The 16,140-nt window shown below is 45.8% G+C and carries 9 protein-coding genes; 3 read left to right on the top strand and 6 right to left on the bottom strand.

The window, feature by feature from the left end; genetic code table 11:
* Positions 1-150 precede the first annotated feature (150 nt).
* Complete coding sequence (locus QUB16_RS27605) at positions 151-1,440, bottom strand: endonuclease/exonuclease/phosphatase family protein (RefSeq protein WP_333321112.1); 1,290 nt, start codon at positions 1,438-1,440, stop codon at positions 151-153.
* Between the two features lie 118 nt (positions 1,441-1,558).
* Complete coding sequence (gloA2, locus tag QUB16_RS27600) at positions 1,559-1,945, bottom strand: SMU1112c/YaeR family gloxylase I-like metalloprotein (protein WP_333321110.1); 387 nt, start codon at positions 1,943-1,945, stop codon at positions 1,559-1,561.
* A 313-nt stretch (positions 1,946-2,258) separates the two neighbouring features.
* Between gloA2 and ilvC the strand changes: the two genes are divergently transcribed.
* Positions 2,259-3,308 (top strand): ketol-acid reductoisomerase, encoded by a 1,050-nt coding sequence (gene ilvC, locus QUB16_RS27595; protein ID WP_333321109.1) that lies wholly within the window; start codon positions 2,259-2,261, stop codon positions 3,306-3,308.
* A gap of 995 nt (positions 3,309-4,303) precedes the next feature.
* On the opposite strand, the gene QUB16_RS27590 is transcribed toward ilvC, so the two are convergent.
* From QUB16_RS27590 to QUB16_RS27575, 4 genes are all read right to left on the bottom strand, one after another.
* Complete coding sequence (locus QUB16_RS27590; protein ID WP_333321107.1) at positions 4,304-5,962, bottom strand: alpha/beta hydrolase; 1,659 nt, start codon at positions 5,960-5,962, stop codon at positions 4,304-4,306.
* A gap of 379 nt (positions 5,963-6,341) precedes the next feature.
* On the bottom strand, positions 6,342-8,342 hold the full coding sequence (locus tag QUB16_RS27585) for a cation:proton antiporter domain-containing protein (RefSeq protein WP_333321121.1): 2,001 nt from the start codon (positions 8,340-8,342) through the stop codon (positions 6,342-6,344).
* Positions 8,343-9,031: 689 nt separating this feature from the next.
* A complete protein-coding gene (locus tag QUB16_RS27580) occupies positions 9,032-11,788 on the bottom strand; it encodes an NHL repeat-containing protein (protein WP_333321105.1) in 2,757 nt (918 codons plus the stop codon).
* Positions 11,789-12,099: 311 nt separating this feature from the next.
* Positions 12,100-13,497, bottom strand: coding sequence for an amidase (locus tag QUB16_RS27575; protein WP_333321103.1), 1,398 nt, complete (start codon positions 13,495-13,497; stop codon positions 12,100-12,102).
* A gap of 306 nt (positions 13,498-13,803) precedes the next feature.
* On the opposite strand from QUB16_RS27575, the gene QUB16_RS27570 reads away from it, so the two are divergent.
* Positions 13,804-15,078 (top strand): type IV pilus twitching motility protein PilT, encoded by a 1,275-nt coding sequence (locus QUB16_RS27570; RefSeq protein WP_333321102.1) that lies wholly within the window; start codon positions 13,804-13,806, stop codon positions 15,076-15,078.
* Positions 15,079-15,146: 68 nt separating this feature from the next.
* Complete coding sequence (locus QUB16_RS27565) at positions 15,147-15,947, top strand: circadian clock KaiB family protein (RefSeq protein WP_333321100.1); 801 nt, start codon at positions 15,147-15,149, stop codon at positions 15,945-15,947.
* Positions 15,948-16,140: the final 193 nt, after the last annotated feature.

The raw sequence follows: 16,140 nt of genomic DNA, 5'->3' as shown, positions 1-16,140 counted from the left end.
CCTGTTCCACAAAAATTCAGTTTTATTGTGGGAAGAACAGGCAAGATGCCTGTTCCACAAAAATTCAGTTTTATTGTGGAACGGGCATCTTGCCCGTTCCTAAAAATAATGAAAGATCCAATTTCTAATCAGTCACTGCTTTAACTTCCTTCAAATGACCAAATCTGTAATTAACGGCAAATGATCCGAACCGACATTGCGGCCAGTACGAATCTTCAAAACACCAATTTCTTTGCTGACTAGAAAGTGATCGATCGGAATATAAGCCAGCGGCATAAAAGTCGGCCAAGTCGGTAAAATGCCAAAGCCCGATCGCGCATTTCGCAGGTTTCCGGTTTTTACCATATTTTTGTAGAATGGCGACCACATTGTGGTATTCAAATCCCCAACCACAATCAGCGGATTTTTGACTTGGGCTGCATACTCGCCGATGCCTGCTAGCTGTTTATTGCGATCGATAAAACTCTCCTGTTTGACTGGCACAGTCGGATGAGCAAGAATCAGAGAAATGATTTTACCTTGAAATTTAACATCCGCCGACAAGCTCTTTCTTTGATTTGAAAAGGCTTTAACCGAAGAATTTTCTAAAGGCAGCTTGCTGTATATTGCACTCCCAAATCTCTCAGATTCTTGCTGGGTAGAAGAGTAAGGAAAAATCTCGCTTAAAACCGATAATTCTCTTGCCCAAGTTGAGTTGACTTCTACAAAAACCGCGATATCAGGTTGTTCTGCTTGAACCAGCGATATCACCTCAGAATATCGCCGATTAGCCCTTAAAACATTTGAATGCAAAATCCGCAAGTTGTGTCCGGGATTTGCTCCTGCAACTGCTGGCGCTGGAAAATACCAAGGAACAATTTCCGCCAAATTAATGATAAGGCAAAATGCGCTCACCAGCAACCATATTTTTTTTGAGCGCACGAGAGCGAAGAATATAAAAGTAGAGAAACCAACCAGCAGATATTGTAGTTTAAAATGAGAAGTCAACTCAAAAAACAGGTTGAATTCTCCCAAGTAACCTGTTATTGACAATACAGCATTTACACTGGCGGCGATAATAAACCATTTTAAAATTACGTGCTTCAAGCTAATAATTTGGTTATTGCTGTGCAGTACCGTCCATTTCAGCTTAATTTTGAGGTCGTTGGTAATCGGCAATTTATCAATTTCTGTTACCAGTTGTTCTGGCTGTTCCAACACTCGCCGCTTTTGATAATATCTCACCAGCAAGCTATCTACCACAAAATAACTAAAATAATTGGCAACAAATCCTACAAATACCAACACACCTAAACCGATTAGCATACCAAAGGAACCGCCTACTTTCCTCAAAGCCGACCAAGTGGCTGCGTCACCTGTTTTACCTGTCGCTACTCTCGCTATTAATAGCATTAAAGTAGGCAATCCGATCGTGATTATGTTTCTGATGATAGAGTCCATTATACAATTTTAGATTTTAGATTTTAGATTTTAGATTGGGAATGAATGATGCAGTTTTTAGGGCAATGCACACCCCACCTATTGACTTAAGAGCGACTTTACAAAATCGGGATACTCCTTAAATTTCATAGATTTCTAACGGTAAGTTGTCGGGATCTCGAAAAAATGTAAACCGTTTTTCTGTAATCTCGTCAAGGCGAATGTTTTCTACTTCTACTTGTTGAAATTTTAAGTAAGCAACTGATGCTTCTATGTCCTCAACTGCAAAAGCTAAATGTCTCAAACCGCAAGCTTCAGGATTGTTAACTCTTTCAGGAGGATGGGGAAATGAGAAAAGCTCGATGGTGTCGCCGTTTCCGACTCGCAAATCTAGTTTGTAAGAATTCCTCTCGGTTCGGAAAGTTTCTTTGATAATGGAACATCCCAATACTTCTACATAAAATTTCTTCGATGCTTCGTAATCCGAGCAAATAATCGCCACATGATGTATTGCTTTTATTTTCATCTTAAAAAAGTTAGTTAGTTGCGTTTTTCTGAGATGTTGCACCATTCTCAATAAGCTTTTTATGAACAGGCTTTCCGGCCTGTTCCACAACAAACAAAATTCACTCTTTGTGGAACAGGCCGAAAAGCCTGTTCTTGAGAATGGTGCTAGATGTGAGGTTTTGCCAAAAGCACAGCACGCTATTGACAATTATATTTGACGATCGCAGACTCTGCGAGAAACCCTGCTAAATTCATCGCGAGATCCCTTTATTTTCCCCGCCAAAATCTTAATCTGAAAAAGTTCTGCAAAAAAAGTACCCTACTTTGATAAAATGAGAGTTTTGCAGTCAATCACCCAATTTGCATCTCAGGAGACAAGCACTATGGCCCGTATGTATTACGACACCGACGCGAACCTAGACCTCTTAGCCAACAAAACGATTGCTATCATCGGCTACGGTTCCCAAGGACACGCCCACGCCCTTAACCTCAAAGACAGTGGCATGAATGTCGTTGTCGGTTTGTATCCCGGTAGCAAATCTGCCGCCAAAGCAACCGACGCGGGTTTAACAGTGCACCCCGTAGACAAAGCAGCCGCCGCCGCTGACTTCATCATGATTTTATTGCCCGATGAAGTTCAAAAAACTATTTACAAAGAACAAATCGAACCCAACCTTTCTGAAGGAAATGTTTTAGCATTTGCTCACGGTTTTAACATTCACTTCGGCCAAGTTGTTCCCCCTGCCAATGTAGACGTAGTAATGGTTGCCCCCAAAGGCCCCGGACACTTGGTGCGGCGGACTTACGAACAAGGGGAAGGTGTTCCGAGTTTGTTTGCAGTATATCAAGATGCTTCCGGTCAAGCGCGCGATCGGGCAATGGCCTATGCTAAAGGTATCGGCGGCACCAGAGCAGGCATCCTGGAAACCACTTTCCGCGAAGAAACAGAAACCGATCTTTTTGGCGAACAAGTAGTTTTGTGCGGCGGTTTGAGCGCCTTAATTAAAGCTGGATTTGAAACTTTAGTTAACGCCGGATACCAACCGGAATTAGCTTATTTTGAATGTTTGCACGAAGTTAAACTTATCGTTGACTTAGTAGTAGAAGGAGGCCTCGCCAAAATGCGCGACAGCATCTCCAATACCGCAGAATACGGCGATTTAACTCGCGGCCCCCGCATCGTCACGGATCAAACCCGCGCCGAAATGCGAAAAATTCTCAGCGAAATTCAATCCGGTCAATTTGCCCGCGAATTCGTTCTGGAAAACCAAGCCGGCAAGCCAGGTTTTACCTCCATGCGCCGTCAGGAAGCAGAACATCCTATTGAAGAAGTTGGTAAAGATTTGCGAGCTATGTTTAGCTGGTTGAAAAAGCAAGCCTAATCAATTTTAGATTTTAGATTTTAGATTTTAGAGGGGAAGACCAATCTAAAACAGTCCTGGAGGCATAACCTCTATCTGTAGGGTGTGCATTGCACACCTTACCGCTGGGAAAATCTCAAATCTCAAGTTTAATCGATTACAGATTAGAGATGGGATAAAAAATCTAAAATCTAAAATCCAAAATCTAAAATCGTCATGTTTGGTTTCGCTTCGCTTAACCCAACCTACAAGGAAATGGCTAGGTATTGTTAAAGAAACAGGGTTTCTCGTTGGTAGCTCAAAACTATCGACTCGGGCTAGGACTTTTTTGCAGTTTCTCAATATCCTGTTCCCTTTTCTCGTTGAAATCTCTCGGCCTCAACCAATCCGGCCACAACCCGACGAAGAACTTTCGACTGGCCACGCTACTATCTCTTACAGGTTTGGGGAGAAAAGTTAAAGTGTCACCGTAAAGGGTAAACAGGGCTGCCAACAGAATCAATAGTGGGATAAGATTTTTTTTAGGCATCGCAGTTGGGGAGTAGAGTTTGTGAAAGCGCTTGGTTATATTTTGCCCTTGCACGGACAAAAAATATCAGAAACAGCTTAAGAAGAAAAATATCCCCTGGGGGCTAAGCTACCGCGCATACAAAAGGAAAGGCTGCTAGTCGTAATCTCGTTTCCGCTGACATGGGAATCATAATTTTCCCAGTGTAGTAGGAGCTTCCCGTGTGGCTCCGCGCTCTCAGGAGCGATCGGGACGATCGCACTCAAGTATAATTTCGATGTCACCTTATTTGATATTACTACAAGTTTTTATCATTAGTTATTAGCTGATGACTAATGACTAATGATTAATGACTAATGATATTATGTCCCATCGATTTACGGCGATTAAAGGTCGGGTCGGGTTTACAGATTTTCCCGTTTCTATTCAATATCTTGGCGAACCCGCCCCTACAGGAATCATGGTTAATTGACCGGACATGATATGACTAATCACTAATCACTAATCACTACTTATTCCTTTGAATAAAAGTTTGCACGACTGTATTAATTTCCGGGGAAATTTCTGTTACTAGCCGCACCGGGATTTCTGATGTAGAAGCAAATCGCGCGTATTCTGGTGTTAGAAAGACTGCATATTTGTCAGCTTCAGCAGTCAGTTGAGCGGCGGTAGCCAAACTTACAGCTTTAATATAATTGCGTATGCTAACAGCTTGGTCGCCGACAAGTTCATCGCCGGTAATTACTGTGCTCGGCCTGCGAACTTGGTTTAAAGTTGTACTCGGATCTTTGACGCTTAAGTGCGTTCCTCCTACAAAACCAACTAGCCATTTAGGAGAGGGAATTTTTGGAAAGCCGGCAATTTGTTCGGCTAAGGCGGGAGTGGTTTTGTCTGCCGAAGATGCTACTATTAATGTGGGAATCTTAATTTTACTTAAGCCCGTTTCTCCAAATAGTAATGATGCGATCGGATTCATGGCGATCGCCCTTTTAATCCTCCCATCCCGCAATTGATACCGTTCTTCGGGCAATCCGGCCGCCGCGCACTGAATGCCTTCGCCCAAGCTGAACCCAATCAAATCCCCCTGACACCTTTGTTTGAGTCCGCTCAATTGCAGTTCGGCGCCGGCCACGGACAAGGCTGTAGCGCCGCCAAAGGAATAGCCAATTATTATCGATCGGTCGATCGCGATTTTACCCTGCAAATTATCATCAGTTTGGTTCAATTTTGTCAGTTCGTCGAGTACAAAACTGATGTCTTTGGGACGGTCTAAAAACTCTTGAGGAGCTAGCAAGGGACACTTCCCCGCCATCGCAGCATTGGTATTCGTCTCGTTGCTGCCCGGATGTTCTAAAGCTGCTACCACATAGCCGTGAGACGCCAAATGCTCGGCTAAGTAGCGCAAATCCGTGCGGACGGAACCCAACCCGTGAGAAAAGACGATCGTCGGTTTGTCGGCTGTCGCAGCTCTTGACCAGTACACATCAACCGGAATAGGTCGATTGCGGGCGCTATCGTTCAAATCTAGCGCCCGTACCTGCACGACATTAGGGCCGGGTTGGGTGGGATCGAAAGGCAGCTTAAACGCGGGTTTAACCGCTGCTAACTGAGGTGCGATCGCCGCCATAAAGCGCTGAGTTTGCCAAAAACTTACGTTCATATTTCCCAAAACAGCGAAAGCTCGATCGAGATCCACCACCACCCGCGAACTCGGATAAGATTCAATGAAACTCAATATCGATAAGCCTTCCGGCGCCTTTGCTCCCTGCACCAGAGCGGCTCGCAGCGCTTCCACACCCCCACCGTCGCCCCTGGGTATGACAGTAGTCAAATCCGTCAGGATGCCAGTGCCGATGCCCGTATTTAGCAAGTTGCTCAGCCCGACTACATTTAGGGGAATTTTCGCTTGCAGCGCCCGAAAAATTTTACTCCGCTGTTCCTCAGACAGGAGGTTGGCATAAGCTTGCAGTTTGGCGGGGACTTTTCCTGTTTCTGCGAGTTCGCGCAAATCCGCAACCGATATTGACGATTCTAAAATACCTTTGCGGATAACAACCGTTTCTGCCGCTTTTACAGGGGATGTCGTGCCGCTGAAAGGATTAATCGAAATCGAACCCAAAACACTCGCCACCGAAGAAAACCATCTGAAATTTGGTCTGATACTCATTTTTACCTTATTGAACTAGAGGAGATATATCACCATATTCTCAAAATTCTCCCAGATACCGAGAAATTGTCCTAGATGCCGAGAAATTGCCTCCATCGGGGTGCGATCGAAATTAATTTGCCAAAGTGGGTACGATCGTCCGGGCTTTAGGCGGGTTGTTTTTGAATGATTAAACCGCAGAGGGCGCAGAGGGCGCCCAGGAAGAGAAGAGAGAAATAAATAGTGTCGGTACCCACGGATTTGATATTAACCTGCAGCCCGAAAAGTACAAACTTCGGGAGTTAGTTATCTCATGGACGGTTGCATCGGATGGATTAGGATTAAATCTTAACAGCAGATCAATGCAGATTCATAACATCATCTGCGGTTAAAATCTTCCTCAAGATACAGGAAAATAAACAACAAGCATCGAAATATCTGCGTGAACCCGGGCGATCGCTTCGGGTTCTTTGAGAGTTCCAGGTTTTTCCCACAAATTCTGGTGAGAAATAGTTGTTAAAATCAGCAAATCGTGTTCTAACAAATTCTGCGAAACTAGCTTGATAAAATTTCCCCGCACCCGATTTACTGGTATCTCAGAGAGAATTTCCATCTCCGCCGCATTTTGATTGCTTTGTTCCCGTTTTGTCGCCACCAACAACACTTGCAAACTCGCCTTAAGTTCCTCGGCTAAACTCTTAGCAATACCCACGGTTTCCTGAAATCCAAACCGAGTCAACTCGCTGTCAGTTACCGCCAAAATAACTCTGGCTGTATTCTGGAGAGGATCGGGAAATCGAGCAATCAGTACGGGTACGGGCGATCGCCTGATCACAGTATCAATGATGCTGCCAAAAAAATTGTCGCGAGTTGTGGAAAATCCCTTCCAACCGCAAACTATTAAACTAGCCTCGCGTTCGGTTGCACTCCGCAGGATTCCGCGATCGATCGCATCATCTATCCTCGCGATCGGTTCAACCGCACAAGCAGCAGCATGGGCCACAGTTTCCGCAGCCGTCAAAAGTTGAGTTTGCTGCATTTTATCTGCGGGCGAAATTGCTTCCCCGCGATCGGACAAAATATGCAGCGGCAGCAAAGTTCCGTGAGATGATTTTGCTAAAATCAAAGCCAAACGCAGCAAATTATCTTCCGTATTCGGATTAGCAACAGGCACTAAAACTCGGTCTCCCCAGGAATGCTTTCCCGAAGTAGCAGCCGGCAAACTCGACCCCGGCTGCTGCATTTCTTGGCCCCACCGAGATACAATCCAAGGAGAAGCGACACAAGTTACTAAAATCATGGCAATGATGCCGTTCACCGTTACGCGATCGACCAATTTAATCTCAAAAGCAACCGTAATCGCCGCCAAAGTAGAAGCAGCTTGAGCAACAGAAAGACCGAACATTACCATAATGTTCGGAAACTCAAAACCAAATAATTTCCCCGGTAGCCAAGCTGCCAAAAACTTGCTTACCACCTCTGCTAAAATCATCACCGCCGCCACCAACAAAGACTGCGGCTGCTTCACCAAAATTAGCGGGTCAATTAACATCCCCACCGAAATCAGAAAAAACGGCACAAACAGCGTATTGCCAATAAACTCAATCCGATTCATCAGGGGACTCATTTTGGGAATAATTTGAGTAATGGCAATTCCCGATAAAAACGCACCAATAATTGCCTCAATTTCAATTAGTTCTGCTGCGTAAGAAACTAGAAATAGGGTTGCCAATACAAATATAAATTCGGCATTTTCGTCGTGACCGAATTTCTTAAAGAACCAGCGACCGATTTTGGGAACTCCCCACAAAGTACCAAAAGTGTAGATAGCAAGAGATGGAATTAGAAACAGCCAAAATTCTAGAGTGAGATTTCCTTTGAAAGCTTTGACAACAATTGCCAGCACCAACAGCCCCAACACATTCGTAATTAAAGTCCCGCCCAAAGTCGTAGTAATAGTCTGAGTTCGCATCAATCCCAATTTTGTGAGAATTGGCAGTGCTAAAAGCGTGTGCGTAGCGAAACAAGAAGCGACTAAAATTGCAGCCAGCCAGCTATATCCCAACAGCAGCATGGCTGCTGTCCCCAATATCATCGGTAGCGAAAAAGTAGCCAGCCCAAATATGACAGCTTTGTCTGCATTGAGTTTGAGGTCATCGAGGCTAGTTTCCAGTCCCGCTAGGAACATCAAAAACAGCAATCCTACAGTACCTAACAAAACAATAGTAGCGTCCCGTTGCAGCAAATTGAGACCGTTGGGCCCGACGATTACGCCAGCAATAATTAAACCGACTATTCCCGGTAGTCGCAAGCGCTCAAATAACAGCGGCGCGAGTAGCATGATTGCTAAAAGAACTAGAAAAACGGGAACGGGAGCGGTAATCGGCCCGGAAGTTAACATGAATTTCACCCTAAATATTGGCAGCGAACTGCTACCATATTTAAAAGGAAATAATCAAAATGTCTATCAATCTAAAGAGGTATTATCAATAATCGACCGGGTAATTTTTAATAAGTAAGACTGGGCGCGAGTAAGTCGGTTTATTGGGAAAATATGGGTTTGATGACTAGAAATTGGGTGAATCACGAACTCCGATAAAAAAAACTATATTTTTTGCTGAAGGCACAAAAACCCGGTTAAGAATCAACATAACAGGTTGTGAGCGATCGACTTTAAGGGAGCATCTCAGTTTTGCATTTATAGTGCGAGCTTCCCCGCTCGCGATTTGTAGAATACGCGAGCGGGGACGCTCGCACTATAATAAAAAAAATGCTTTTTGCAAAACTGAGATGCTCCCGACTTTAACGCCGAAACCTGGTTTTTTATCCTATTTGCGTCCACAACTATTTAGGTATCAAATGCAGGGGGACACAGACATATATCCCAAGATGGACTTTGGCAAACTCGCTCCTAATTCAGAAACCCGGTTTCTTAAAAAAACCGGGTTTTTCACCACAACAGACAATTTAAATGGGTTAGTCTTGGACGCGAAAAAACATGGTTTCTACGCAACGTACTTAACCGTACCCTTACGGTAGCTAAGTATGTATTTCTTGTCAAGATTTTTCCATCTAATTTTAAATGATAGGCTAAGCGATCGACACAATGCTAGCTCGCTCGTAAGGCAATCTGTTAGTCGGCAAAACCTCCAGATTAATTTGCAACGCATCCAAAGCCGGATTTTCGGCTAGCAGCTTTTGCGTCAAACTCTTATTAAGAATTTCCCAGAAATCCGTTTCATTGGGATAATTAGTCAAGAAACTGTCGATGCTTTGGTAAATCGGCACAAAGTCGGGATACTCATCCTGGGTAATTCCTGGTTTGTACTGATATTTGACATCAATATTGAGGTTATTCAAACCCTGGTGATCGATCGAGTAATTAGGAATCTTGAAATCCCATGCTTCGCCTAATTTACCATCTTGAGTGCGAGTAACGGTACTGCTGCGATCGTAAGGCAATCGGTTCGTCGGTAAAACATCCAAATTAACCGTCACCGACGAAAGTGCCGGATTGTCAGCAAGCACTTTTTCGGTCAGATTTTTGTTGACAATTTCCCAAAAATCTGTTTCGTTCGGGTAGTTAACTAAAAGATTGTCAATGCTCTTGTAAATCGGCACAAAATCAGGATACTGATAATTTTGAATCCCGTCTTTGTACTTATAATTTACATCAATATTCAGGTTGTTTAACCCTTGATGATTAATGGGGTAATTGGCCAATGTAAAATTCCATTTCTGCGTCAGTTGAGCGTCGGACGGAAAGAAAGCAATTCCTATTGGACGCTGTAGCTTGCTGTCGGGAGGGACAAAAATAGAACTGTTACTCGATCCAGAATTTCCCGATAGTGGCAGCGGCTCGTCAGTCTTGCCATTATACCGCAAAACAGCGCCGGCACCGTTAGCATTGGCGCGGTTGTCAAAGCCAACTGCAAACAAATTGCCGATCGGCGAAAAAGCCAAACTACCTACATAATTGCTACTGGGGGAAGTGTCAGTATAATTGGTAGATAAAACCTTGACCAATTCCCCACTTCTTAAATTGTAGCGCCTGATATCGTTAGCAAAATCGCTGACATAAAGGTCGCCGTCACCGGGCCCGATTGCCATTCCCAAAAGACTTGCAAATCCCTGACTCCGAGGCGAAGGATCGGGCGAAGCAAAGATACTTGACTGCCGGGTTTGCGGGTTGTAACGCAGCACCTGACTGGGGAAACCGGCGCTATAATCTGGTTGACCGTTGGTCGCCACACTCCCCTGCGTTGTCACGTACAAATTGCCGTCAGGAGCAAACAGTAAACCGTTCGGGCCATTCAATCCTCCCGCTTGCTGATTTCCCGAAGCAAATACATCAATAAACTGTCCTGTTTTGCCGTTATATCGGAGAATTTGGTCACTCAAAAAACTGCTGACATAAAAATTACCGTCAGGGCCAAAAGCTAAACCGTAAGGGCGAAACAATCCCCCAGTTTCATCGGCCGCCGTGTTCGGATTATCCCCGACAAACTTGTCAATAAATGCGCCAGTAATTCCGTCATACCGCAATACCGCAGATGCTGTCGGTTCTCCCGAATTTCCGGGCTTTTCGCCGCTACTAACGTAAATGTCCGACTTATCATCGCCATTACCATCGGGTCCAAAAACGATCGTATCTGGATTGGACAAACCGCCGCTTCCCGGTGAAACAAATTCCCCTAGAAAATTGCCGGTATTGCCGTCAAACCGAAGTACATTATTTCCCCGGCTATTGCCAACTAGGAAAGTTCCTTGAGGATTGCTGGGTTGAGTGCGAGTAACTTTGCTGGTGCGGTTGTAGGGCAAGGTTTGGCTTGGCAGAACGTTGAAATCTATCTTAATTGCCGCCAAGGCAGGATTTTCGTTGAGGATATTTTGAGTCAAGTTTTTATTGACAACTTCCCAAAAATCTGTTTCGTTCGGATATGTGGTTAAAAAGTTATCAATGCTCTTGTAGATTGGCACAAAATCGGGATATTCATTGGGAGCGATTTCCGGCTTGTACTGGTAATCTATATCGAGATTGACCTTGTTCAATCCTTGGTGATTGATTGCGTAGTCTTTGACTGAAAAATTCCAATCTTCTGTGATTTTGCCCGATTGACTGCGGAAAACTGTACTGGCGCGATCGTAGGGCAATCTCTCCGTTGGCAAAACTTCCAGTTGAATCGTAACATCGGTCAGTACCGGATTTTCATTAAGCACCTTTTCCGTCAAATTTTTGTTAACAATTTCCCAAAAATCAGTTTCGTTCGGGTAGTTAACTAGGAAATTATCAATACTTTGGTAAATGGGTACAAAATCGGGATATTCGTTCGGGGTAATTCCCGGTTTTAACCCGTAACCAACTTTAAGGTTGAGGGTGTTTAAACCTTGGTGATCGATGGTGTAATCTTTAAAATTGAAAGCCCAGTTTTCATCAGGAAATAGGGAAGAAGTTTGGGATAGGGAGAGTTCACCAACAGGTAAAGCCATCCCTGTCAGTTCGTCTATCTCACCTTGAGTGGAGGTAGCGGTCGGGGATTTGAGACTACTATCAAATTTAAGATTGTCGCCTCCTGACGATGGGATCTCGAAGTCGGTTAATTGCTCAAAAAGGTCGTTAGCGAAGCCCTCGTAGAGGATCGCACTACCAGCAGCAGGGGCCACCCAATCTAGTTTTTCAGTCAAATCGTAGCTGGTATTAAATAAACCATTGGTATCGCCGACGGCGCTTGGGCCGATCCGATTTAAGCGATCGAATTTACTCAATAAGTCTAGTATTTCCGCTGAAACACCCGCAACATTTCCCGGAATCGGATTTTCTGGAAACCGTCCTGCTGTGTTAAACATAAGCTATTTTTTTAGATACACCCGCCATCGGGAATAATTTTGAAAGAATTGTAGCCTCTTTCCAAAAAATGTCAAGTACCTTAAGAAGTTTTTTATATTTTTTTACCCAAATTAAACCTGAAATTTGTCCCCTTTCTCAATCCTATCGTTTGCCGTTGCATCAATATTGTTCAAATGTCAAACAGATTGTTCAAATGTCAAACAGTCAATAGAAATTTATGCGAAAAACCAGATTTCTAGTTCCCCGCACACAGATCCTGATGTGGCATACTCCTAAAAAAGAGAGACGTGCTTTTATCCCTTGCTCTTCCCTATTTAAAATCTAAAACCGGGAAAGGTTTCGCCGCTTCCATCTGCGCCGCTAAAGCAATTAAAGTTGCTTCCGCCGCCGGCCGCCCGATAATTTGAATCCCGACGGGCAAACCGTTGTTATCTAAAATAGCAGGAAGTGCGATCGCAGGCAAACCGCTAGCATTAAACGGCGGACAAGGAGCTACCCAATTAATAATGTGCTGCAAAGTTTCTTCAAAACTCAAATCCGCCCACTCCCCAACCCGGATTGGCGAGTGCATATAAGTGGGCAAAACTAACACATCAAATTTTTCAAAGAATCCCACAATCCGCCGTGAAATCACCTGCATTTGATTCACCGCCCGCAAATATTCCCCAGCGGAAATAGTTCTTTCTAACAGCCAGCGATTCATCGGTTCCAAAGCAGGGCCTGGAATGCCGCTTGCCGCGGCCCCCGACTGCCAAATTGCGATAAACGGTTCGATTAAGCCCGTAAAATCCGGGCATCCAGGTTCGACATCGTGACCCAAATCTGTCAATAATTTTACTGTTTCGAGTACCGCTTGCTGACAGATAGGCGCGGCCTCGCCCACAGGGGAAATAGTCGTAGAAAACGCAATTCGCAGTTTGCCCTGCTGTTGACGGGAAGCCTCTAGAAAAGTCGGATTTGAATCTGGTAGCCAGTACGGATCGCCTGTTGTGTAGCCTGACATCACGTCCAAAAGTGCGGCGGCGTCAGCTACAGTGCGCGCCAGTGGGCCGTTGGCCGAAATGCCGCTGAGGTAATCTCCGACAGGTGCCCAGGAAACTCGCCCCCGCGACGGTTTAATGCCCACTAAACCGCAGCAGGAAGCTGGGCCTCGAATCGAACCGCCGCCGTCTGAACCTTGGGCGATCGCACACAAACCCGCTGCTACAGCGGCCGCTGAGCCGCCGCTGGAACCTCCGGGCGTATAGTCTAAATTCCAGGGATTGCGCGCCGGTGGGAAACCTTCTGGTTCGGTGTAGGGTAATGAGCCAATTTGAGAGGTTGCTGTTTTCCCCAGAATGTTAAATCCGGCTGCTTTGATCCGCCATACTACTGACTCGTCGTAGGCAGAGATGTTACCCAGCAAAGCCTGAGTGCCGTAAGTACAGGGAACGCCGGTAACTGGTGTCAAGTCTTTAATGGCGATCGGCACTCCGAAAAAAGGTGGCAATTCCTGTGGCTTGTTTAACCCAGCTAGTTGCTCGGTTTGAGATTTAGCTAGGGCGATCGCCCGCTCGGCCGTTACAGTAAAATAACTGCCCAGTTCAGGGTTTAATCGATCGATCCGTTCCAAGTAGAGATTGACAATTTCTAAAGGCGACACTTCGAGGGCGCGGATCGACTCCGCCAACTCCAAAGCGGGAGTAAAAGCCCGATCGACAGAATTCATCCGTTTAACTCCTTAATAGTTTGGCAAAGTATCAATTTATACTGCGTGGCGGCGGAAAACTCTTTTCCTTAACAAAAATTCTCCCACAAAGTAGAAAATCCCTATTTGCTCGTAGGGCCAGATCGATCGCATCCTCCAATTGGCAGAATATTTCCTTAGTAGTGCAGCATTATGACCCCTTCTTAGGATAGACTGAGTACAACAGTTAAGCTTTTGTGCAAGACGCGCACAATGGCGATCGGCATTGTTCAACTCCCACAAATCATCTGTTCGAGTCAGCCTTCTCACCAACTTAAGGTAGCGCATATGACACAACAGCATCCGCCCGCTCCTCGCCCGCCCGTACCCGGAGCTCCCCCACCGCCAGGAATGCCCCGCCCTCCAGCTCCCGGAATGCCCCCCAGAGCAGCAGGAATGCCGCCCGCACCGCCGCCCGCACCAGCACCAGCACCAGCAGCGCCACCCGCACCAGCGCCGCAATCCTTCGCCACACCTAAAGGCCCGAGCTCTAGCAGCGGCGGAGCTCCGAGTTTGAAAGAGCTAGTCATGCGAGCCAAAGAAGAAGGAGTATCCGACCTTCACCTCGGAGTAAACGAAGTTCCCCGCTTCCGCAAGCGGGGCGAGATTGCCGACATCGGGTATCCACCGACGGATTTAGATACGTTTTTTGGCTGGTTGCGGGAGTGCATGAGCGATGAAGAAATTGAAATTTTCCAAAAAACCCTAGACTTTGACGGCGCTTTCGACTTCGGGTTCGTCCGCATTCGGATCAGTTGCATGGACTCCTTGGCAGGCCCGGCAATGGTACTGCGGCTAATTCCTGCCAAAATCTTGACAATGGAGGAATTGAAACTGCCGGAGGTATTTAGGAAAATATGTGGCTACCACAAAGGGCTGATTTTGGTGACAGGCCCGACAGGTTCGGGTAAGTCTACCACGTTGGCCGCGATGATCGACTACATCAATAAGAATAAAGCCTACAATATCATCACGATCGAAGACCCGGTAGAATTCGTACACGAAAGCAAAAAATCCTTGATCAAGCACCGGGAAGTCGGCAGGCACACCCTCAAGTTTATGAGCGCTCTCAAAGGCGCTCTGCGACAAGACCCGGATATGCTGCTAGTAGGAGAAATTCGGGACAGAGAGACCGTGGAAATCGCCCTCAAAGCCTCTCAAACCGGTCACTTAGTTGCAGGAACCCTGCACACGAACAGTGCGGTTAAGACCCTGAACCGGATTCTTGATATGTTCGGGGCGGAAGAACAGGAGGCCATACGGGTTTCAATTTCCGAATCCCTAGTGGCGATTATTGCTCAACTGCTGTGCAAAACCACAGACGGAAAGCGGGCTGCTTTCCACGACGTTATGATCAATACCGACGTGGTTAAGGAATACATTCTGAAGGGCCAGAATGAGGAAATCAATCAAATCATGATCAAAGATACTTATGAAGGCATGACGACGATGAATAAGTCGCTCTACGGTCTTTATCAAGAAGGTCGGATTACTGAAGAACTTTGTGTAGAGAACTCGCCGTTCCCGAACGAAATGGCTCAGATGCTCCGAGGTCGAGTCTAAAGGTCGAGTGTTAACAGTTAGCAGTTAAAAGTTAACTGTTAACTGTTAACTTTTATTGGTGTACTGAATTGAAAGTCGATCGCCCGATTTGGCCAGAAATTTTCAAAGGCATTGCGCTGTTTACGCCAGGGGGAGACTTAATCTATTGCATAGATCCCCACAAGCAAACTCGGTGGCATTTGCAGTTGTGCGTAGCTCTACAGGAGATTCTCGGTTTGTCGGAACCGCCGCATTTTCTGATACCTTGCTACACGGCAACCGTTGACTCCTGGCTCGATCCAGGCGATCGGCAGGTGAGGCTTGCTGCCGAGGCTTACCCCCCCGTGCTGCGACATCAAACGCTGCTGAACGCCATTTTTGGGACTGGCGACTTAGTGTGGCATCCCCGCAGCGAAGAAATGTGCGAACCGATGGCAATCGCTACTTATCACGAACAATTCCCCGAACTTTGGGAAAATCACGACTTAGTTGTACAGTATGCCAGCCCCGAAGCTCGATCGGACTGGAGCACTTCGATCCTAACTCCCTTGGGCTTTCCGCAACCGCAGCAGACTCGGCTTCCCAAACCAACAGCACTCACCCCACCGCCACAAACTCAAGGGTACGTTTTGCGTCTGTTTGTTTCCGGCAGCAACCCCAGCACCGAACGCACCCTCGAAACTTTACACCAGTTCTTAGAGAAATGCCTCGATCGTCCCTACACTTTAAAAGTAATTGATGTTTTGAAACATCCAGACCAAGCTGAGGCAGATCAGATTTCAGCAACTCCTACTTTGATTAAAATCTGGCCGAAACCCGTGCGACGAATTGTCGGCGAATTGAACGATGATGAAAAAATAGTGCGGCTGCTGAGCTATGCGGAATTTTAGATTGGGGCGAGGATTTTTGCGATTATTTAATACGGGCGATCGCGGTTTTAGTAGCGATGGAATTAACAACATTTAGTAATTCAGTCCTGCACCCAAAAAGTGGTTTGGCTTTCTACTTAGGAGCGCGAATTAAATAACTTACAATTTTAATTGTTATTGTGGGATGGGCGTCCCGCCCGTCCAAAAAGGACGG

The organism is Microcoleus sp. D3_18a_C4, from assembly GCF_036702415.1.
Classification (GTDB): Bacteria; Cyanobacteriota; Cyanobacteriia; order Cyanobacteriales; family Microcoleaceae; genus Microcoleus.
The sequence above is the reverse complement of the archived record's forward strand: the minus strand, read 5'-3'. Positions and strand labels throughout refer to the sequence as shown.